Here is a 20,865-nt window from a genome sequence, read left to right on the forward strand (position 1 = left end):
CACGTGCTTCGTTTTCAGCAGCTGTTCTTTTCCGTCGTCCTGATCATAGCCCCTGCAATGGCGCCTGCCCAAGGTGCGCAAGTGGCGTTTGGCAACACACAGCAAGACAGCAATCTGCCGGTTGAAGTGACCGCCGACAATCTGAACGTAAACCAAAACGATGGCACAGCTGTTTTCACGGGTAACGTCTTGATTGGGCAGGGGGAAATGCGGCTAGCGGCACCTCGAGTATTAGTCGTTTATCTGGAAGACGAAAGTGGCATTGAAAGCCTGAACGCGACCGGTGGCGTAACGCTGGTAAGCGGCGACGACGCGGCTGAGGCCAGCCAAGCCGACTACAATATCCAGACCGGCCTGATCGAGATGCAGGGCGACGTATTGTTGGTTCAGGGTGTGAACGCATTGACGGGCGACAAGATGTTTATCGATACCAAAGCCGGAACCGCACGGGTTACCGGACGGGTCAAAACCGTTTTGCAACCTGAGCCATCCGAATAGAAAAATGGCCAAACCCAAACTTCATATCGCCCACGAAAACTCCGGGCTGAAGATAGAAAACCTGCGCAAGAGTTATGCCAAGCGGGTTGTCATCCGCGATGTATCTCTCAACCTGAACCAAGGAGAGGTTGTTGCCCTTCTGGGCCCCAACGGCTCGGGCAAGACAACAACGTTCTACGCAGTGGCGGGTTTGGTTTATCCCGAAGGCGGCCACGTAACCATCGATGGCCGGGAAGTAACGAACCTGCCGATGTATCGTCGCGCCAAGTTGGGCATCGGATATCTACCGCAGGAAATGTCGATCTTTCGTGGCATGTCCGTCGAAGACAACATCATGTCGATCTTGGACATCTCGGTTTCCGGGCGGCATAAACGCCGCGAGCGTTTGGAAGAACTGCTATCGGAATTTTCAATCGAACATTTGCGACGCGCCCCCGCGCTTGCATTGTCAGGTGGTGAACGGCGACGTGTTGAAATCGCGCGCTGCTTGGCCGCGCATCCGAAATATCTTCTGTTGGATGAACCTTTTGCCGGCGTCGATCCAATATCAGTTGGCGACATAAGACATCTGGTGGCTGACCTGAAAAAACGTGGCATCGGCGTGCTGATCACTGACCACAATGTGCGCGAAACACTCGAAATTGTGGACCGCGCGTATATTCTGCATGATGGCAAAGTTTTGATGTCCGGTAACCCGGACGAAGTGGTCGAAAACGAGAATGTTCGCCGCGTTTACCTTGGGGACAGCTTCCGTCGTTCTTAGGTTGGCGACAGTCAGGTTGAACACTTCAATCTTAACTCTTCCATCATTGACATTCACACCAAAAAACGCGTCAATTGGGGAATGACATTTGTCTTCTGCGAAGTGTCCCTTGGAAATTTGCCGGTTTACAGGCTGGGTTTCGGGCAAGCTGATCAAATGTCATTTCTCAACATTCGGACCTGACGTTTTTCCTGGTGCTTTGCACTGGACGCGCCGCCGATATGTCAAATGAAGGAGACAAGATGCGCTATCAAATCAGTGGAAAACAGATCGATGTGGGTGAAGCGCTACAGATTCACGTCAAGGATGAATTGGGGGCGGCCGTCGCAAAATATGCCGAACGCCCGACCGATGCCCAAGTCATATTTTCGAAGAGCGCCAATGAATTTGTCTGCAGAATCCACTGTTCACCTGTCCACTGGCCTGACCGCGCAGGCCAAAGCGCATGCTCACGAGATCTATGCAGCGTTTGATTCGTGCTGCGACAAAATGGAAAAACAGCTGCGGCGATACAAGCGTAGGCTGAAAGACCACCACACCCACCGTTCGGAACCGGTTGAAATCTTCGGCGCCCCCTCTTATATCCTCGCTTCGGAAGGCGAAGAAGCAGAATCAGAACCCGATAGCCTGCAACCGATCATTGTGGCGGAGATGGAAACCAATATTCCCTCTCTCTCCGTTGGTGAAGCGGTCATGCAAATGGAGCTGGCCGGGGCACCTGTTCTGGTTTTTCGAAATGAGGGTAAGGACGGGTTGAACGTCGTATATCGCCGTGATGATGGCAATATCGGATGGATTGATCCGTAAATTTGGGTGAGGCGGCTTGCGCGCTGATCCGAACGGAGCGACAATAAACATGTCTATGTCAATTATCCTCAAACCCGAGGCCGTACGTGTGCTTTCTGCCGCAACCAGCAAAAAGCGCCTGCTGCATGAAATCGGCGGTATCGCCGAAAATGCGTATGGCGTTGATCATACGACGGCTATTGAAGCTTTGAATGATCGCGAAAATCTTGGGCCAACCGGCGTGGGCAAAGGTGTGGCGCTGCCACATGCACGGATTGACGGTTTGGAAAAAGTTGTCGGCGCGCTTGTACTTTTGGAAACCCCGATTGACTTTGACGCGGTAGATCGTCAGCCCGTCGATTTGGCATTTGCGCTATTTGCACCGCGGGAAGCTGGTGTCGAACATCTCAAGGCATTGGCATTGGTTTCACGCACATTGCGCGACGCGGCCATCTGCGCAAAATTGCGCGCCAATCAGGACCCGGCAACGCTCTACACAATCGTAACGGAATCGCAGGCCGTGCAGGCCGCCTGACCACCCAATTACTGCCAGGCTTCAAACCCAAACATCATGTAGTCGCGTTGATAGACCTTGCGGGTCAACTTCTCGATATCGTCATCATAGATTTGATCCAGCACAATTGGTTGGTCTGCGGCGGCGTCAACAAGGTCGGGCGCCGTGTCGTACCCCACTTCTTGCGCAAGGTTTTTCAAGACAACCGCCATATCAGCCTCCCGGATCACCACATCTGGCAAAGCAAACCGCGCCATTCCCTGAATGATCGCGGCCTGCGTGGCCCAATTTGGATCCACCCGCAAACTTGTCTGGCCCGCAAGATTGGATTGCAGGAATTCTAGAAACGCAAGGAAAGCAGCACGATGTTCCCGCCGGTCATAGGCATCGTCCGGACCTCGCGCCGGTATTGGTAATTTATAGGAATTACGCAGGGTTTTGCGGATGTCCCAAAACGCCTCATCCTCCGCATTCAATATCTTGGAGCAAAAGGCACGATGCGCCCGAGCAACAGGATGCCGGATCACGGTAAAACTGCGATGTCGACCCATGCGGCGCTTCCATTGACGGATTGCTTTTTGGTTTAGGTGTGTGGGCAGATCTTGCGCTGCAACGCCATCAAGTGCGGCCATCCAATCGCATACTTCGTGTTCCGGTGCAGATCGGATCGGCATGAACAAGAGCGGTGCCTTTGCCCCGGTGACATAGCCCGGAACAGCCGCCCCACGGCGCGGTTCAAAATGCGGACTGCGGGACATATTGAACGGGTCTTGACCCGCTAGCGCTGCTTCCATGTCATCGTAATTTGCGACTTTGTTGTAAAGCGGCTTTGGGTTTTGCTTTTTCAGCGAAGAATCCAGCGCCTCAAGCTGCTCGCCCGATCCCAAAAACTGGGCGAGCCCGTTGATCACATCCACATTCTGCAAATCTTCATATGCCAGATAAAAAGCAGTTTGCCCGGTCACTTGCAACCGGTTCAGGAGCTGGATTTGGAATGCCTGCAGCGCCGCGACATGCTTTTCGAATTCTGCCGGATCAAAACTGATCTTGCTGTCGCGACGTCGTTTAACATTGGTCAGTTTCCATTGACCCGTGGCCTGTGCAATTTTCCAAGACACATACGTATCGAGCGGATTTCGCGTCAGGATAACCTTGGCGCACCGAGGATCATCCAGACATATGTCCAGCGCACGCGGATCGTGATCGTGGAAAAACCGGAAACCGCCCAGACCATCACTGATTTCCTTGATGGTCTTGATAAGCCGTATGGGATCGGCATCGCGCATCGCCTGAGTGACGCCCAGAATTTCCGTTTTGTTCGGATACCCAATGAAAAGCGGATTAAATGCCTCGCCGTGGCAGGTCAGATCGGAAAAGGTATTGAGATTTGTTTCCAGAAAGTTTGAGCCGGTGCGCATTTCGGCAAATATAACGAAATAGTCGAAGGGGCCTGGCATAAGTCGTTATCGCACCAGATAGGGTTTGCGTTTGCCTTTGGGCGGCTCCCGCAAATCATGCGCCACAGGGAAATCTCCCATCAGATAAGGGTGCATCCCTTGGTTTTTGAGGTTCTGAAGAAACTGCCCAAACCCGGAAAGATCGACCATTTTCGGTACTTCGGCCAGCCCGCGCAGATTTTGCTGCCGGATTTCATCAATGATGGTTTGCAATGGTTCCATCGGGGCCTCAATGAACTCAGCCATCGTCCAAATGCGAATGCGTGCCTTTGCCCAGGATGAACGCAACACTTCCAGATGCTTGCTTTCGGTTTGCTGCAGGAAAGCTGCCTCGCGGCGAATATCTGAAAAGTTGCGGTTGGATTGAAACAATGGGACCGCCCAAGCGCCGGTGATGACGGAAATCTGTGCGTTGGGATCCTTGGCCATATCCCATTCAACATCGTAATTGTCGCGTGGTCCAAACTGGAAACACTGCCGTTCTCCGCGCGTGTTCCAGATCAAGTTGGCAAGAAAGGCGCGCGGGTTGTAGTCCCTCAAATCCGCACTGTCGCTCAGCGCGCCATTCATGACGGTTTGACCTTCGGAAAATTCGACACGCTCTGGCGCAAAAAGATGTCCATGCACGCGTGTGCCGGTCGTTTTGGCCAACCAGCTTTCAAAATTTTCGAACAGGTCGCTAAACCCCTCAAAAACCGAATATTGCCCGCAGGTCAGACCATTTTCACGCGTTTCCACCGGAAAACGGCTTTGCATGTACAGGCCTGCACGCCCCCGGGTTCGCCGCTCGACCGCCTTGGCAAAAATCCTGTCAATTTTCCCGGGGTTGGGCTCGGTACGCTTCATGGCCGCCGACGCATCCGTCAAAAAGGCCTCAAACAACCGGTCAGCGAAGGGCCAGATTTTACGCGCCACGAAACAGTCTGATCTACGTAACAATTGCAGATGGTCATCGTAAAAAATATGGGGTTTGCCCTGATAGTCGAATTTCGACAGGGTCAGCGACCGGCTTTCGATTTGCCGGGAATACTGACGCGCCAGCGTCTGGAAATAACTCTCATCCGGGATCCAGACCTTGTTGAAGTAGCGGTCATACGACTCCCGCTCCGGGTCCTGCAAAATCGCTGACAAGGTTTGTCGGGTCAGGCACCACCATTGGCTGCCCATGTGTGGTACGATTCCGCTTGGAATTTTACGCCGGAACCTGACCAGTCTTTGAAGCGCTACGTAGCGATCAAAGAGATATCGCTGTTTGCGCCACGAAAACGGAAAGCGCATGGTGAAACGCTCTTCATCCAACCCCCCGATGGTCCAGGGGACATCCGCCGTTGTGGCAGATTCAATGAAATCTGTATGCGGGCGCTCCGCCAGATAATCCAGAAGTTCCTGAACAGGACGCAATGGCAAACAAGAACCCGATGCCAGATACACATGTCGGACATCCGCGAACTCTTCCAACATCGTCTGCGATGCGCTCTGCGTGGCGGCCACCAGCCCCCATGTGCCCCATTCGCAGCGATGTCTTTTGCTGAACCGCACGTCCGGTACATCCGAAAGCGCAGACACAAATCCTGTGTACTCCGCCCGGGGAACAGATTTATCGACATGAATCACCAATGGGCATCCGGCGGCCGACCAGTGGCGTACCAACTGCTCAGCGCGGTCAAAGGCCGTGTGGACCAGCATGACGATACCGACACTCACGCGCTCTGCCCTTTCCTCATGCCCAGTTCCCCTTTGACATCAGTCCGAGGATCTCCAATTGGCGCCAGTTTATATACTTTTCCGACCATTTGCACCAAAGCTCAGGATTGTCGCTCAGGTTTTCGGCATAGGCTTTGTATTCGACGCTGGCGGAATAGTGTTGTTTCCGCTTCAGTTCTTCGTCTGCCTTCGCGGTAAACGTGTCGATAAACTTGGCATGTAGCAGAACACCGCTGGCCTGCTCGCCGCCCCATTCGTCATAGACCAGGTTCAAGCCGCGCGGCAGCAACATGTGCGTTGAGCTCACATAGGCATACCGTTTGTTCCATTTGACCAACGGTATCTTATTCAACGCAGGCGCTTTTTTAGGAGCGTCAGGAAAAAACACGCGGGCGCGAGGACCGCCTTGGATCCACAGGTTGCCGTAGAACGTATTTTTCTCGATCGTGTAGTTGCCGGGGTCAAACCAACTGGCAATCTCAATCGGGTTCTGACCTTGCTTGTACGGCACCGCATCGATCCGTCCCTTGGGGTACATATCCAGCAACATTGCCCCAAACGACCGAACCTGACTGACATCCAGCCAATCGGTCAATGCGCGGATCGGACGAGTATCACAGAATGGGTACACAAACAGCTCATCCGGATCGACGACAAGCGTCCAATGCCCGTCAGCGTATTTGTGTTGCAGCCAATTCAGCCAATCGACCCCAAACCGCGACCCCTTGTAGCTGGCCTTTGTCGACCACACCGACACGTCACTTTGGCCAGCCAGATATTCGCGTCCACCGTCCGTACTGTCGTTATCCACCATGATGAAATGCGAAACACCCAGATCACGGTAATACTGCATAAAATACGGCAACCGGATCATTTCGTCCCGGAAGGTACAGAACAACAGGATATCGCCCGGCTTGATCGCGCCCGTCCGGTTTGCCACCGATCGAAGCGAAAAATGCTTCCGATAAGCACGGATTTTCATCCGTTTCCGGCGTAGCCTCATGCGATATGATTGCCAAAGGCTCAAACGTTATTTCTCCGTTCCGCGTGCTGCAGTCAGGCTTGTGTTTAGCCAATCAGCATTAACCAAACCTTTTGCATGCTCATCTGCCAGAACCCACAGACGATATTCGCGGCTCAGAACTCTGCGGTCACATCCCACAGCGATCCCCTTCAACCTGTCGCTCCTCAAGTTCATAACCAGTTTCCTTTCGACATCAATCCCATCGCCTCCAGCTGACGCCAACTGATAAATTTTGTGGACCTTTCGCACCACAAATCAGGATCTGCCGACACCTCGTCATAGTAACTGTCGTAAAGCGTACTGTTAGCAAAGTGTTCCTTGCGTTGTTTTTCCTCTGCGGATCGCTCCAGAACCTGCGGCAAGAATTTGGAATGCAGCAAGATGCCAGATGTCAGCTCACCACCCTGATCGTCGTAGACATGATTGAGCCTGCGCGGCAGAAGCGAATGGGTCGAGCTGACATACACATAGCGCCGGTTCCATTTAACCAAAGGTGTTTTGCTCATGGTGGGTGCGCGACGTGGTTGACCGGCAAAAAATTTGCGGGCTCTGACACCGCCTTGAATCCAGAGATTTTGCAAATCTGGTTTGCGTTGAATGGTATAATTGCCCCCATCAAACCAACACAACGTCTCAAAGGGATCATCACCCGCCGCATAGCTGTGCGCGCCGATCGGGCCTTTGGGATACATATCCAGCATAAGTGCGCCAAATGACGTGCGACCGGTTTGATCCAACCAATTTGTCAGGGCGGATAGCGGCCGCGTATCATGATGCGGATAAATGAAAACCTCATCCGCATCCAAGGTCAGGCACCAATGGCCATGCGCGTGGCGCAATTGCAGCCAGGTCAGCCAATCCACGCCAAAACGCGACAAACGATAACTGTGTGGTGTTGACCATAGAGAGACGTCCGGCTGTGCCACCAGAAAGTCACGTGTGCCGTCATCACTGCCATTGTCGATCAACAGGAAATGTTTGACGCCCAAAGCACGGTGATGATCCAAGAAAAATGGCAGGCGTGTGACTTCGTTGCGCAGCGTCGACGCCGCCAGAATATCATCGGGTTGGATTTGAGGCGTTCGGTCGATCACCGGGCTCAGCTGGTGGCGTTTGCGCAATGCCCGGAATAGCAGGCGCCGGCGCTTCCAACGCAGGCGATAGGCAAGTGCCAACTGCTTTATCCGTTCCATGTGGTCCAACGCCTGTAGTGTGCCACCCTACCGACAGAATCGGCGTTACTTGCTGTAATGTCCAGTTTGATGCCAGCGCCACGCGTCTGAGATCATCTGTTTCATATTGGATCGTGTTGGTTTCCAGCCCAATTCTGCCTCGGCACGGGTCGATCCGGAAACCAGTTTCGTGCAGTCACCCGGACGTCTGGGCCCTTCCACAACCGGTACCGCGCGATTGGTCACAGCACCCGATTGATCAATCACTTCGCGCACGGAAAAACCGCTGCCAGTGCCCAGATTGAAAACGCGACTGCCTTTCTCGGCCTCCAACCAGTGCAGGCCCAGCACATGCGCATCGACAAGGTCCATCACATGCACATAGTCCCGAATACACGTGCCATCCGGCGTGTCATAATCCGTGCCAAAAATGGTCAATGCATCGCGACGACCATCTACGGCATCCAGCATGAGCGGCACCAGATGTGTTTCGGGCTGGTGGAACTCACCTACTTCTGCTTCCGGGTCCGCTCCCGCCACGTTGAAATATCGGAAGATGACATGCCGCATGCCATAGGCGGTTTCAAAGTCGCGAAGGATATCTTCGATCGCGCGTTTGCTGGCACCATACGCGTTGATCGGATGCTGTTCGCAATCCTCATCCAGAACCACATTGTCCTGATCGCCATACGTGGCGCAAGTGGACGAAAACACCACGTTCAGGCACCCGGCCTGAACCGCCGCCTGAAACAGGTTCAGCGATCCCGCGACGTTGTTGTGCCAGTATAGGCCCGGTTCGCGGATGCTTTCCCCAACTTGGCTAAGCGCCGCAAAATGCATGACCGCCGCAGGTTGATACGCGGCAAATATCTGATCCAGCCGAGCCTGGTCATTCAGGTCACCCTGTTCGAAAGGGCCGAATTTCACGGCCTCTTCCCAGCCGGTGTTCAGATTGTCGTAGGTAACGGGCGTATATCCGGCTGCCTTGAGAACCTTGCAGGCGTGTGAGCCAATGTATCCGGCACCGCCGGTAACAAGGATGTTGGTCAACGCGTGTCCCCCAAGGAAATTACTGCGCGGCTTTTTCCGAATGCACAACGTCGCTCAGATAAGCCCAGAGGTCATCACGCAATTCATCGCGCGCCAATGCAAATGCCACCGTCGCCTGAAGGAAACCGGCCTTTGACCCGCAATCGAACCGCTGCCCTTTGAACCGGAAGCCGTACACTTCTTCGCCATCTTCGCGGGCATCGGCAATCGCATCGGTCAGCTGGATTTCACCACCGGCCCCGGTACGTTTCTTGTTCAGCTTCTGCAAAATCGTCGGCGTCAGGATGTACCGTCCGATCACCGCCAAGTTTGACGGCGCGGTACCAGCCTCAGGTTTTTCGACCATGCCTTTTGTCGACACGATTGATCCCATGTCTTCCTTGATATCCAAAATACCGTAGGACGAGGCCTGATGCTCGGGCACTTCCATGGCCGCAACGATATTGCTTTGGGTTTCTTCAAACGCCTCAACCATCTGCGCAAGGCAGGGTTTGTCTGCGGCAATCACATCGTCCGGCAGGATCACGGCAAACGGTTCGTTCGCGATCAAACGGCGCGCGCACCAAACAGCATGGCCCAGACCCAGAGGTTTGTGTTGGCGCATGTAAGCTATTTCACCACTGTCCATGTTGGTATTCTTGAGAACATCCAGCAAGTCATCCTTGCCTTTGCGGCGCAATTCCTGTTCCAGCTGAGGGGCGGTATCAAAATAGTCCTCAAGCGCGCCTTTGCCGCGCGAGGTCACGAAGATGAATTCCTTAATGCCAGCGGCCCGTGCTTCATCAATCGCGTATTGCACCAGCGGCCGATCGACCAGCGTCATAATTTCCTTTGGCACAGACTTGGTCGCGGGTAAGAATCGCGTCCCCAACCCGGCTACTGGAAAAATCGCTTTGGTCACCTTCTTACGCATTGCCTGCTCCTCAATGCCAGTATTTCGTTAACGTACATCACAAACCCAATTCATGTGTGAACATTAGGGGGAAAATAGGACATTTTTTGTCCCATGACGCCCAGATTCGCTATGAATCGCCATTTCAGGCCTTTCCTTGCCAGAAACGGGTAACAATTTTATCTACGGCATCTCCATTTCTTGCATCATCGCTTCGATCCGCGGCACATCCTCCGGGTTGTTCAATTCCCAGAATTGCCGACCCTTGGCTGCAACTTCAACACACAAAACCGTTTGTCCGTTTTCCATAAACCGCAGCTGCTCAAGGCCTTCGAGCGTTTCGATCGGCCCTGACTGCCAACTTTGGTAGTCTTTCAGTGCACTGGGCCGGTATGCATAGACACCAACATGATGGAAAACCGGCGTTTCGTCATCATCTGCATAAGTATAGCCCGTGTAGGGCACAACTTCCTTAGAGAAGTAGAGTGCATGATGCGCATGGCCAAAAACCGCCGTTGTCCCACCGACGCGCCCGTGCGACCGGTCTTCCAGAAACCCGTTGAGGGCCCGCCCGTCGCAGCGCAAAACAGGCGTCGCCACCTGCGCTGATGGGTCATTGCGCAACCCGTTGATTAGGTCTTCGACAAACCAATGCGGTGTCAGAGGCGCGTCGCCTTGCAAATTGACGACGATGTCATATCCGCCACCCAGATTTTCGAGCGCTTCCGCACATCTCTCGGTCCCGTTGCCACAGGCCTCGGACGTCATCACGACGTCGGCGCCAAAAGCCTGGGCGGCATCGCGTATCCGGTCATCATCCGTCGCCACAACCACCAGGTCCACGCCCTTTACCTCACAGGCCGCCTCCCAGGATCGCTGGATCAGTGATTTACTTTCCCCCGTCACACCGGTCAGCGCCACCAGAGGTTTTCCAGGGTAGCGGGTCGAGGCATAGCGCGCCGGGATGGCAATCAAGACACTCATCAGGCCGGCTTGAGATCAACACGCGGGGAGTAGGCAATGAAAAACGAATTGGCATAGCCTTCTTTGCCGTAGACCAGTGGGCTATGATCATCGAAACGCACCACTTTGCCACCGGCACCGTGCAGAACCGCGTGACCCGCCGCCGTGTCCCACTCCATCGTCCGCCCGACACGGGGGTAGATATCAGCCTCGCCGGTCGCGATCAGACAGAATTTCAGCGACGATCCCGCGCTCTTCATATCCTTGACTGCATATTTGTTGATGTAGTCATCGGTCGCCTGATCCCGGTGCGATTTACTGGCCACAACCATCAGCGCACCATTATCCGGATCCGAGACGCGAATTGGCGATAGCTGTCCAATGGTGCCGCGATCAAACGGGCCTGCTTCTTCCACGGCCCTCCCGTCAGCCTGGGTAAAGAACATGCGTTCTTTGGCAGGCGCATAAACGACACCACGAGTCGGCACGCCGTTTTCGACATAGGCGATGTTGACGGTGAAATCGCCGCGGCGATGAATGAATTCCTTGGTTCCATCCAGCGGATCGACAATCAGGAACGTATCCGCATTCTGACCATGCGATGCAGATTGCTCTTCGGTGATCAGCAAAACATCAGGAAAGGCCTGTCGCAACCCGGCCGAAATCAGCGCGTCAGCCGCCTCGTCCGCCTCGGTGACCGGGCTGTCATCTGACTTCACTTTCACGTCGAAATCATCAGAGTTGTAGATCTCCATGATCCGGTCTCCGGCCTCGAGAGCCAGCTCCCGCATCACCACAACAAGTTTATCATAGTCCAAATCGCAACTCCCGATTTTGCGGCGTGACCCGCATGTTGATAGTTCAATCGCGGCCCCTTATGGTACGACGCTAACGGGACAGCAAGAAATCCGTGCAACAAATCTACATGAAGCCACAGGCAAGAGGCCATGTTTCAGCACGTAAAACCCAGATCCAAGCTGCATTCGGCCGTTACCATGGTCGAACTCATCTACCATTCCGCCGTGCGCGAAGTGCGCAAGGGGCATGGTAACGCTTTCATGGCGTTGGCCAGCAGCATCCTAACCACGGTCATCTTTGTGATGGCGTTTTATCTGCTTTTTTCGGTGTTGGGTCTTAGGGGCGCAAAACTGCGTGGTGATTTCCTGCTCTATATGTTGTCGGGCATTTTCCTCTACCTCACGCATATCAAAGCCGTCAGTGCGATATTGAGCGCGGATGGACCATCATCACCGATGATGCAGCATGCGCCCATGAACACAATCGTATCTATTGCCGGGGCGGCGCTAAGTGCGCTCTACATTCAGGTGTTGTCGCTCTTCGTGATCCTCTTTGTCTACCATGTCGCAATAACGCCTTTTGAGATCGATCAACCTGCGTCAGCTTTTGGCATGTTGATGCTTGCCTGGTTCACCGGCGTTTCGGTTGGGCTTGTGCTGATGGCCATCCGGCCGTGGTTTCCGGGTTTTGTGAGTATATTCAAAACGGTCTACCTGCGGGTTAATATGATTGCGTCGGGTAAGCTCTTTGTTGTCAATACATTGCCGTCTTTCATGCTGACCATGTTTGATTGGAACCCTCTTTTTCACATCATCGATCAATGTCGGGGTTTTGTGTTTGGCAACTACTTCCCGCGCAATACCAGCGTCGAATACCCCGTGATTATCGCCGTGATCCTGATCATCCTCGGATTGATGGGTGAGTTTTATACCCGGCAATACGCGTCCCGAAGCTGGGACGCACGGCGTTAGACATCAAATAGCGTCCGCGCGGCCGGTTTGCTTTACATAAGATGATCGCGCGTCCTGAGCCAATTCCTGCTAAACATTAATTTGCCGACATTTTCTTGCCATCCAGCAAGTTGGCGCCTTTGTGTCGGCACCATTTTGCCCGCAATGGTCCTGGCCCAAAGCCCCATCTAGCGTCCCCCAAGCATCCGGACCGCACCTGACACGCGACACGGCTCTGCGCTCGAAAACCTCTCAGTGAACCCGTCATGGCGATGCCTGGCGGCACCATCTGCTTATGTCCTCCGTGAGCAGTCAGAGAGGCTTTGTTCAAAATCGGCACCTGCCGAAACACACAACACAATGGCGCCAACGCCATAAGAAAGGACCTGAACATGTCACTGCCAAATGAAGCAGAAGAATTGATGCTCAACCTGATCAATCAGGAAAGAACCAGCGCCAACCTTGCTCCGCTGACATTTAACAACCTGCTGAACGATGCCAGCGAAGACCATAGCTCCTGGATGCTGGATACGGACAAGTTTTCGCACACCGGGGAAGGCGGATCATCGGCCGGTGACCGGATTGTAGATGCGGGGTATGCGCTGGAAGGCAACTGGACCTGGGGCGAAAACATTGGGTGGCAAAGTGAACGGGGCGCACCCGGTATCGAAGATGACGTCGAGGATATTCACCAAAGCCTGATGAACAGTCCGGGCCATCGGGCCAACATCCTCAACCCAAATTTCGAGGAAATTGGCATCGGTATTGAAACAGGCGATTTCGACAGTTTTGATAGCGTGATGATAACCCAGAACTTTGGCACGACAGATGCAGTTCTAGAAGACGACGGCGATGAGCAAACACCTGTGCCAGAAACGCCTATGGACGACACGCCGGATGAAGAGCCGCCTGTTTCCGAAGGTCCGGACGAGGAGGGCGATGATCAGGACCCCCCGTGGCGGAGGGTCCAACCGATGACGATGATGACGATGGCGAAACGCCGGTAGCGGAAAACCCGGATGATGACATGCCGGAAGAAGAACCTCCTGTTGCAGAGGGTCCAGACGTCGAAGATCCGGATGTGGAAGACACACCGGTCGCGGATGGGCCCACTGATGAAGAGGACCCAGATGTTGAGGATGATGATCCTGAAGAAGACGACGATACGCCTGTCGCCGAGGGGCCTGAAGACGACGAGGACCCCGATGCGGAAGATCCAGTGATCGATGATCCGATGGAGGAAGAACCACCCATCGCGGAAGGACCCGATGCCGAAGACCCTGATGCCGAGGATCCTGAAAGCGAAGACTTCGACATCGAGGCGTTTTTTGCAGAGCTTGGCGATATGCTGGGTGAACTTCTGGACGAATTCGAACTCATCGCATCCGAAGACTGCGATCCTGACATCATCGTCGATCAAATGCCGATGGAAGAAGAACCCATCATGGAAGACCCGGTGGTGGAAGATATATCAGCTGATGACGATATGGAGGTCACCTGCGAAGAGTTTTCTCCCGACTCGTTCGATTTCCAGGTGTCGATCAACCTGTCGTTCAACTTTGATCTTGGCTGATCTGGTCTGAAGCCCGCAGGGGCGCGTTTGCGCGCGCCTCTGCACAATTATTTAATCAACCACCCGACATGTCAGGTTTATCCGGCCGCCCTTTGGCAGCAAAGATGACGTCCCGAACTTGATCCGGTCCACGCCGTGATACGTCAGTCGCGCCTCACCGCCCATCACAACGACATCTCCGGATTGCAGCCAGATAGATTCGGTCTTTCCCCCGCGTGTCGCATTCCCGATCCGAAAGAGCCCTTCATCACCCAACGACACGGATAGGACCGGCCAGGTAAAGTCAGCCTCATCGCGATCCTGATGCATGCCCATTCTGGCACCTTCACCGTAGAAATTGACCAGGCAACAATCCGGATCGCGATCTGTGCTGACCAGATCATGCCAAACCGCCAACACCGGGTCAGGGATTGCGGGCCAGGCCGTACCACCGGGATGTGTATCTGCATAGCGATACCCGGACCGGTCAGAAAACCATCCATATTTGCCCGCCGACGTCATTTGAACTGACATCGGTTTACCATATGGCGTGTCAGGCGAAAAAAGCGGGGCATCGGCCACCACCTCACGCAATGCACCTACCAAAGCAACCTGCGCGTCAGGTGTTAACAACCCTTTGAAAACACGGAATCCCCGGATCGAAATCGTTGGTGTTCGCATTCTGTCTCCTGTCGATCCGCCATTTGCCCACTAATTTAGCGCAAAATTGCAAAATCCACCCCCTTGCAGTGGTTGCAGGGGCAGTTTTGCCTGCCTATATACGCCCAGAAGCGCGGAAACCTTTGTTGGAATCTGCCACATATCCGGAGCCTGATGCCAAAACGGGTCAGGCCACCGCAACATCGCCTAAGTTAGAAGGGATCGTAAAATGGCCAAAGTCATCGGTATTGACCTCGGAACAACCAACTCCTGTGTTGCCATCATGGATGGTAGCCAGGCACGCGTCATCGAAAACTCCGAAGGTGCACGCACAACACCATCCATCGTCGCGTTCACTGAAAACGAACGCCTTGTGGGCCAGCCGGCAAAACGCCAGGCAGTCACAAACCCCGAAAACACTGTCTTTGGCGTCAAGCGCCTGATCGGCCGCCGCGCCGACGACAAGGATCTGGCCAAAGACAAAAAGAACATGCCATTCAACGTCATCGATGGCGGCAATGGCGACGCCTGGGTTGAAGCTCAGGGTGAAAAATACAGCCCCTCGCAAATCTCAGCCTTCATTCTCGGCAAGATGAAGGAAACCGCAGAGTCATATCTGGGCGAAGACGTAACACAGGCTGTCATCACCGTTCCGGCCTATTTCAACGACGCACAGCGTCAGGCCACCAAGGATGCTGGCAAGATCGCGGGCCTCGAAGTGCTTCGCATCATCAACGAGCCAACAGCCGCCGCATTGGCCTATGGTCTCGACAAGGAAAACACACATACGATCGCGGTCTATGACCTTGGTGGTGGTACATTCGACGTGACCATCCTTGAGATCGACGATGGCCTGTTTGAGGTGAAGTCGACCAATGGTGACACCTTCCTCGGGGGTGAAGACTTTGACATGCGCATCGTCACCTACCTCGCGGATGAGTTCAAAAAAGAACATGGCGTCGACCTGACCAAAGACAAAATGGCCCTGCAGCGCCTGAAAGAGGCCGCTGAGAAAGCCAAGATCGAACTCTCCAGCAGCTCTCAAACCGAAATCAACCAGCCCTTCATCTCGATGGGTTCAGACGGCGCGCCGCTGCACATGGTTATGAAACTGACACGCGCCAAGCTGGAAAGCCTGGTGGGTGATTTAATCAAAGCGTCAATCAAGCCATGTCAGGCCGCATTGAAAGATGCCGGTATGGCGCCAAATGAGGTGGACGAAATCGTTTTGGTTGGCGGGATGACCCGCATGCCCAAAGTGATCGAAGAAGTGACCAAGTTCTTCGGTAAAGAGCCTCATAAGGGTGTCAACCCGGACGAAGTCGTTGCCATGGGTGCCGCCATTCAGGCCGGTGTTCTGCAAGGCGACGTCAAAGACGTGGTTCTTCTGGACGTAACACCTCTGTCGCTTGGTATCGAAACCCTGGGCGGTGTTTTCACCCGCCTGATCGATCGCAACACCACGATCCCGACCAACAAAGGTCAGATCTTTTCGACCGCCGAAGATAACCAGAACGCCGTAACGATCCGGGTGTTCCAGGGCGAGCGTGAGATGGCCGCGGACAACAAGATGCTGGGCCAGTTCAATCTGGAAAACATCCCGCCGGCACCACGCGGCATGCCACAGATCGAGGTGACCTTTGACATCGATGCCAACGGTATCGTTTCGGTACAGGCCAAAGACAAGGGCACCGGCAAGGAGCAAAAGATCACCATCCAAGCATCGGGTGGCCTCAGTGATGAGGACATCGAAAAGATGGTGCAGGATGCCGAAGAGAATGCGGAGGCCGATAAGGAACGTCGCGAACTGGTCGAAGCCCGCAACCAGGCGGAAAGCTTGATCAACTCGACCGAAAAGTCGATGGAAGAGCACGCGGACAAGGTGGACCCGACTACCATCGAAGCCATTGAGTTGGCCATCGCCGCGCTGAAAGACGAGCTGGAAACCGACAATGCCGACAAGATCAAGTCCGGCATCCAGAACGTGACAGAAGCTGCCATGAAACTGGGTGAGGCCATCTACAAGGCAGCTCAGGAAGACGGCGAAGACGAGCCAATGGCGGCAGATGAGGCCGGGGCCGGTGACGACGATATCGTCGATGCCGATTTCGAAGATCTCGACGACGACAAGCGCGCTTGATGTGCGCCTGACGGAATCATTGGAGCTGGGCCAGCAGGATAGGGCCCGGCTCCATACGTTCCGGCATAAGGAGATCACCAATGGCCAAACGTGACTATTACGAAGTGCTTGGAATTTCCAAAGGCGCGTCGGCTGAGGAAATCAAAAAAGCCTACCGCACCAAAGCGAAAGAGCTTCACCCGGACCGCAACAAAGACAACCCCGACTCGGAACAGCAGTTCAAAGAGGCGGGCGAAGCTTATGATGTCCTAAAGGACGCCGACAAAAAGGCTGCCTATGACCGGTTTGGCCATGCTGCATTTGAAGGCGGCATGGGCGGTGGCGGTCGACCAGGCGGCGGACAGGGCGATTTTGCTAGCGCGTTCTCGGATGTCTTTGACGATCTCTTTGGTGATTTCATGGGTGGTCGCGGCGGCGGTGGCGGCGGCCGCGGTCGGGCGGCACGCGGCTCTGACCTGCGCTACAATCTTCGCGTAACATTGGAAGAAGCCTATTCCGGCCTGCAAAAAACCATTAACGTCCCTACGGCTGTCGCCTGCGACGCCTGCGAGGGATCCGGTGCAGAGGGTGGGGCGGAACCGTCAACATGCCCGACCTGTTCGGGCATGGGAAAAGTACGTGCGCAGCAGGGGTTTTTCACCGTTGAACGCACATGCCCAACCTGTTCGGGTTTAGGGCAGATCATCAACAACCCCTGTAAATCCTGTCAAGGGCACGGTCGCATTGAAAAAGACCGCGCACTGAGCGTGAACATTCCTGCCGGTGTCGAAACCGGTACCCGCATTCGTCTGGCCGGCAATGGCGAGGCCGGGATGCGTGGTGGCCCACCCGGTGATCTATACATCTTCATCGATGTGACGCCGCACGAACTCTTTGAACGGCAAGACAACCACCTGTTTTGTCGCGTACCCGTTTCCATGTCTGCGGCAGCACTTGGTGGTGATATCGAGGTGCCGACGATCGATGGCGGCCGTAGCCGCGTAAAAATCCCCGCTGGTAGCCAATCAGGCCGGCAAATGCGCTTGCGCAGCAAGGGCATGCCAGCTCTTCGCGGCGGAGCGAGCGGGGACATGATGATCGAATTGGCGGTGGAAACGCCCGTCAACTTGACCTCCAAACAAAAAGAATTGCTGCGTGAATTCGAAGCTTTGAGCGAAGACAACAACCCGGAAAGCAAAAGCTTCTTCTCTTCGGTCAAGTCATTCTGGGATTCGATGAAGAGTTAACGAGCACGCCAAAATTGCCGCCGTTTCGTCTCTAACGCACCCAAACTTCAACGCGACGGTTTACTTGTCGACCCCATGCGCTGTCGTCGCAGGCCATCGGCATCGCCTCTCCAAAAGCCTCGACGCCCAAACCGATGCGATCCAGATTTGCCGTTTCAGCGGCCTGAATAACAGCCGCCTGGACAGCCTTGGCCCGGCGCATCGCGATGGCGCGGTTTGAATTGGCGGGCCCTTCTCCATCACTGAAACCCACGAAAACCAAACGGCGCGCGTCGTAAATGCCAATTTCCATCGCACGTGCCAACTGCAACACGTTGGATCTGGACTGCGCGTCCAAGCGGGCCGAACCTGCCTCAAACCGAAACGTTGTCGACAGCCGTTTGAGTGGGGCGAGCGTACTCACCATGCGCTGCAATTCCGTCAGACGCACTTCATTTCCAGCCTGCAGAATCGCATTTGCAAACCTGGCCCCTTGGGCATCGATATCGATCTCTTCAGGGGCTTGATCCACAAATCCGGCGCGACGGATCACCAACTGCGCGGACGGATCACGCATGTAGGACAAAAACTCGCGCATCAGCTTTGGAAACCGGCGGGCTGGCAGGTAGAGAAACATAGGCGCGGTCAATGGGTAGTCTTCGGTTTTGACCGCACGGCGGGTGGCATTCAAGGCGAAGCCGCATTGTCCCTTTAGCGCCAATTCCCATGTGTTGCCGGTCTCTGACCTGCTGGTCACGCCCAATGCAAACGGGTCATCCGTCACCGCAGTTGCCAAGACTCGGCTGTCTTTGTGTCGGATTGCGGAGTCGAGGAGCGCCAAATTTTCCGGACCAAGGAGGCGATCAACCGTCGCCTGGCCCAATCCTGACGCGGCATCATGCAGATGAACGCTTATGGGCGCGTTCGGGCCGCCAAGCTCTGTCCAATTCGAGACTGTTCCAGCCAAAACCTGCGCCAATTGGGGTGTGGTTATCGCCTGAATCGGATTGCTGGGTGCGACGACAGGTACCAAAGCATCCAGGGCCAGCACCCGACTGCGCCCGCGCGCCCGTAGATCTCCCAAGCCGGCCTCATAGGCACGCGTTAACTCCTCTGCCCGCACTTCCCGAAGGGTCATGGCAACATCTGCTTCATTGGCCAGAAGGTCGGCAAAACCTTCATCCGTATTGGTCAGTCGAAAGGTGAACTCTCCCAAAACCGCGCTGTCCTTGCGATCTGCCAATCGAATAACAAATTGCCCATCTGGCAAGTTCTCTCGCGTCAATTCGTATTCACCGCGAATGGCGAAAGCTTCCAATAGTGCGGGCATCAGAACCCTGCCTATGGTAGGTGCGCCGGAAAAGGTGATACGGGCGATATAGTTTTCAAGATTGGGACAGCCCGGTCCTTCGCACACCACGCCAGACCCGTCGACTGTCAGCTCTCCGTAGATCGTATCAACACGGTAGAACTCGCCGTCAAACCCCAGCAGATTTCCCGAAACCTCAACGTCGCCATCCCGCGACGTGAGCGTCACGTCCTGCGCAACAGCAGCCATGCCGCCAAAAAGAAAGAGAAGTGCGGCGAAAACCGCCGCACGCATCATTGCCATCAAAGGAGCCCTCGGAACTCGTGGATCAGTTCCGAGCGATCTTCAGGTCATTCAGCAAGTTTTTCAACACTAGAAAGTCACCAATGGCGTCACAGGCGGGGATCGCCAACACCACGTCCTGAACCTTCAGCGATCCTTCGCTGCTCAATTGCAGGGATTGGGCCTCGATATCACGCCCGCAATTCGATGCCGTTATTTCAGTTTCGACACTCAGCGACACACGACCTCCACGCGCCGTTGTGCCGGAAGGAAAGGTGTATACTTCGGCAATTCGGGCGTTATCGGTGTCTTCAGCGCCGTATCTGCTGACAAATCCGCCTTCACCGCGGGCCGCAACCGAAACGTCACCGGCGTCTTCACGCCAAACATGACCCGACTCTTGGTAATCCGCACCATATTCAAGCGCATGAATCTGCAAGCCACTGTCGCCCGTCCATTGGACAACAACACGATCATAATATTCCAAAGATGTCACTGTTGTCTTGGCAACGGCCCCTTCGCCGTTGGAAAACGAGACGATATAGACCGCATCACGCGCCAAAGCGGGCACATCGAGGGTGATTTGGCCCTTTTCGTCGGTGATATCCGTAAACATCATGCCGTTATGGTGGACGGTGAATCGGTCATTGACCATGCAGGGCGCGTTCAACGTCAGCGTCACCATCGCCGCTGCGGCTGGTTCTGCCGTTACAGTGTGCTCACACGCGAATGTCGGCGCGTCTTCTTCGGTCAACATATCCGCGATCGGCGCACTCGGCGCATCTTGGGTGAGTTTCACGGCCACAATAGGCGCATCTGACAAGAACGCAGGCATGGATGTTGGCATAAACGGCACTGAAACGGCACTTGTCAGCTTGATTTCAGAGATTTCGACCGGCTCTGAAGGCGTCGTTTGCTCGTTTTGTACTAACGGTTCAACCGCCACTTCAGGGGCGGGAAGCCCACTCGCTTGCGGCAGGACTTCCTGAGCGTTGCTTTGCATCAAAAAACCTATGCCCCAGGCACAAAAAAGAGTGCCGCCGACGGTGATAACCCGTCTGGGGTTGATCTTCTTCTTCAGCATTACACTCTCCCACACCTACGAAAGGTTGGGGATAGCCATAATTAGGGAAAATGGCAGGCTTG

The 20,865-nt window shown here is 54.7% G+C and carries 19 protein-coding genes and 1 pseudogene; 9 read left to right on the forward strand and 11 right to left on the reverse strand.

All coding sequences use genetic code 11. The features are described from left to right. Positions 1 to 57: 57 nt before the first annotated feature. From lptA to ACZ1HJ_RS04610, 4 genes and pseudogenes are all read left to right on the forward strand, one after another. Positions 58 to 498 carry a lipopolysaccharide transport periplasmic protein LptA gene (gene lptA, locus ACZ1HJ_RS04595; protein WP_472722152.1) on the forward strand — a complete coding sequence of 147 codons (441 nt, stop codon included), beginning with the start codon at positions 58 to 60 and terminating at the stop codon, positions 496 to 498. A 4-nt stretch (positions 499 to 502) separates the two neighbouring features. After that, entirely contained in the window at positions 503 to 1,261 is a 759-nt protein-coding gene (lptB, locus tag ACZ1HJ_RS04600; RefSeq protein ID WP_472721157.1) for an LPS export ABC transporter ATP-binding protein, read from the forward strand. 242 nt (positions 1,262 to 1,503) lie between these two features. Next, positions 1,504 to 2,068, forward strand: a pseudogene (gene hpf / locus ACZ1HJ_RS04605) (ribosome hibernation-promoting factor, HPF/YfiA family). A gap of 49 nt (positions 2,069 to 2,117) precedes the next feature. Beyond that, positions 2,118 to 2,582: a PTS sugar transporter subunit IIA gene (locus tag ACZ1HJ_RS04610; RefSeq protein ID WP_472721158.1), complete on the forward strand. Its 465-nt coding sequence runs from the start codon at positions 2,118 to 2,120 to the stop codon at positions 2,580 to 2,582. Positions 2,583 to 2,590: 8 nt separating this feature from the next. On the opposite strand, the gene ACZ1HJ_RS04615 is transcribed toward ACZ1HJ_RS04610, so the two are convergent. The 8 genes from ACZ1HJ_RS04615 to cysQ all read right to left on the reverse strand — a co-directional run bounded on the left by ACZ1HJ_RS04615 (position 2,591) and on the right by cysQ (position 11,641). Next, complete coding sequence (locus tag ACZ1HJ_RS04615; protein WP_472721159.1) at positions 2,591 to 4,018, reverse strand: sulfotransferase family 2 domain-containing protein; 1,428 nt, start codon at positions 4,016 to 4,018, stop codon at positions 2,591 to 2,593. Between the two features lie 6 nt (positions 4,019 to 4,024). Next, a complete protein-coding gene (locus ACZ1HJ_RS04620) occupies positions 4,025 to 5,722 on the reverse strand; it encodes a DUF5927 domain-containing protein (protein WP_472721160.1) in 1,698 nt (565 codons plus the stop codon). 16 nt (positions 5,723 to 5,738) lie between these two features. Then, positions 5,739 to 6,725 carry a glycosyltransferase family 2 protein gene (locus ACZ1HJ_RS04625; protein WP_472721161.1) on the reverse strand — a complete coding sequence of 329 codons (987 nt, stop codon included), beginning with the start codon at positions 6,723 to 6,725 and terminating at the stop codon, positions 5,739 to 5,741. Between the two features lie 191 nt (positions 6,726 to 6,916). After that, positions 6,917 to 7,939, reverse strand: coding sequence for a glycosyltransferase family 2 protein (locus tag ACZ1HJ_RS04630; protein WP_472721162.1), 1,023 nt, complete (start codon positions 7,937 to 7,939; stop codon positions 6,917 to 6,919). A 45-nt stretch (positions 7,940 to 7,984) separates the two neighbouring features. Then, positions 7,985 to 8,968: a UDP-glucose 4-epimerase GalE gene (galE, locus tag ACZ1HJ_RS04635; protein ID WP_472721163.1), complete on the reverse strand. Its 984-nt coding sequence runs from the start codon at positions 8,966 to 8,968 to the stop codon at positions 7,985 to 7,987. A gap of 19 nt (positions 8,969 to 8,987) precedes the next feature. Next, positions 8,988 to 9,881, reverse strand: coding sequence for a UTP--glucose-1-phosphate uridylyltransferase GalU (galU, locus tag ACZ1HJ_RS04640; protein ID WP_472721164.1), 894 nt, complete (start codon positions 9,879 to 9,881; stop codon positions 8,988 to 8,990). A 162-nt stretch (positions 9,882 to 10,043) separates the two neighbouring features. Continuing rightward, the gene (locus tag ACZ1HJ_RS04645; RefSeq protein ID WP_472721165.1) at positions 10,044 to 10,844 is read right to left on the reverse strand and encodes a 3-deoxy-manno-octulosonate cytidylyltransferase; all 801 of its coding nucleotides are present in this window, start codon (positions 10,842 to 10,844) and stop codon (positions 10,044 to 10,046) included. After that, on the reverse strand, positions 10,844 to 11,641 hold the full coding sequence (gene cysQ, locus ACZ1HJ_RS04650; protein ID WP_472721166.1) for a 3'(2'),5'-bisphosphate nucleotidase CysQ: 798 nt from the start codon (positions 11,639 to 11,641) through the stop codon (positions 10,844 to 10,846). Before cysQ ends, ACZ1HJ_RS04645 begins: the two co-directional genes overlap by 1 nt. 129 nt (positions 11,642 to 11,770) lie before the next feature. Between cysQ and ACZ1HJ_RS04655 the strand changes: the two genes are divergently transcribed. From ACZ1HJ_RS04655 to ACZ1HJ_RS04665, 3 genes are all read left to right on the forward strand, one after another. Beyond that, positions 11,771 to 12,592 carry an ABC transporter permease gene (locus tag ACZ1HJ_RS04655; RefSeq protein WP_472721167.1) on the forward strand — a complete coding sequence of 274 codons (822 nt, stop codon included), beginning with the start codon at positions 11,771 to 11,773 and terminating at the stop codon, positions 12,590 to 12,592. Between the two features lie 371 nt (positions 12,593 to 12,963). Then, a complete protein-coding gene (locus ACZ1HJ_RS04660; RefSeq protein ID WP_472721168.1) occupies positions 12,964 to 13,578 on the forward strand; it encodes a CAP domain-containing protein in 615 nt (204 codons plus the stop codon). Next, entirely contained in the window at positions 13,527 to 14,144 is a 618-nt protein-coding gene (locus tag ACZ1HJ_RS04665; protein WP_472721169.1) for a hypothetical protein, read from the forward strand. The genes ACZ1HJ_RS04660 and ACZ1HJ_RS04665 overlap by 52 nt, the downstream gene beginning before the upstream one ends. A gap of 51 nt (positions 14,145 to 14,195) precedes the next feature. Here ACZ1HJ_RS04665 and ACZ1HJ_RS04670 read toward each other — a convergent pair whose 3' ends face one another. Beyond that, positions 14,196 to 14,804 carry an alpha-ketoglutarate-dependent dioxygenase AlkB family protein gene (locus ACZ1HJ_RS04670; protein ID WP_472721170.1) on the reverse strand — a complete coding sequence of 203 codons (609 nt, stop codon included), beginning with the start codon at positions 14,802 to 14,804 and terminating at the stop codon, positions 14,196 to 14,198. Between the two features lie 208 nt (positions 14,805 to 15,012). Between ACZ1HJ_RS04670 and dnaK the strand changes: the two genes are divergently transcribed. After that, complete coding sequence (dnaK, locus tag ACZ1HJ_RS04675) at positions 15,013 to 16,923, forward strand: molecular chaperone DnaK (protein WP_472721171.1); 1,911 nt, start codon at positions 15,013 to 15,015, stop codon at positions 16,921 to 16,923. Positions 16,924 to 17,003: 80 nt separating this feature from the next. After that, positions 17,004 to 18,149, forward strand: coding sequence for a molecular chaperone DnaJ (gene dnaJ, locus ACZ1HJ_RS04680; protein WP_472721172.1), 1,146 nt, complete (start codon positions 17,004 to 17,006; stop codon positions 18,147 to 18,149). 31 nt (positions 18,150 to 18,180) lie between these two features. Here the strand turns inward: dnaJ and ACZ1HJ_RS04685 are convergent, their stop codons facing one another. Next, positions 18,181 to 19,740: a substrate-binding domain-containing protein gene (locus ACZ1HJ_RS04685; RefSeq protein ID WP_472721173.1), complete on the reverse strand. Its 1,560-nt coding sequence runs from the start codon at positions 19,738 to 19,740 to the stop codon at positions 18,181 to 18,183. 25 nt (positions 19,741 to 19,765) lie between these two features. Further along, on the reverse strand, positions 19,766 to 20,803 hold the full coding sequence (locus ACZ1HJ_RS04690; RefSeq protein ID WP_472721174.1) for a hypothetical protein: 1,038 nt from the start codon (positions 20,801 to 20,803) through the stop codon (positions 19,766 to 19,768). Positions 20,804 to 20,865: the final 62 nt, after the last annotated feature.

It is taken from the genome of Roseovarius sp. JB2-10 (assembly GCF_055693585.1).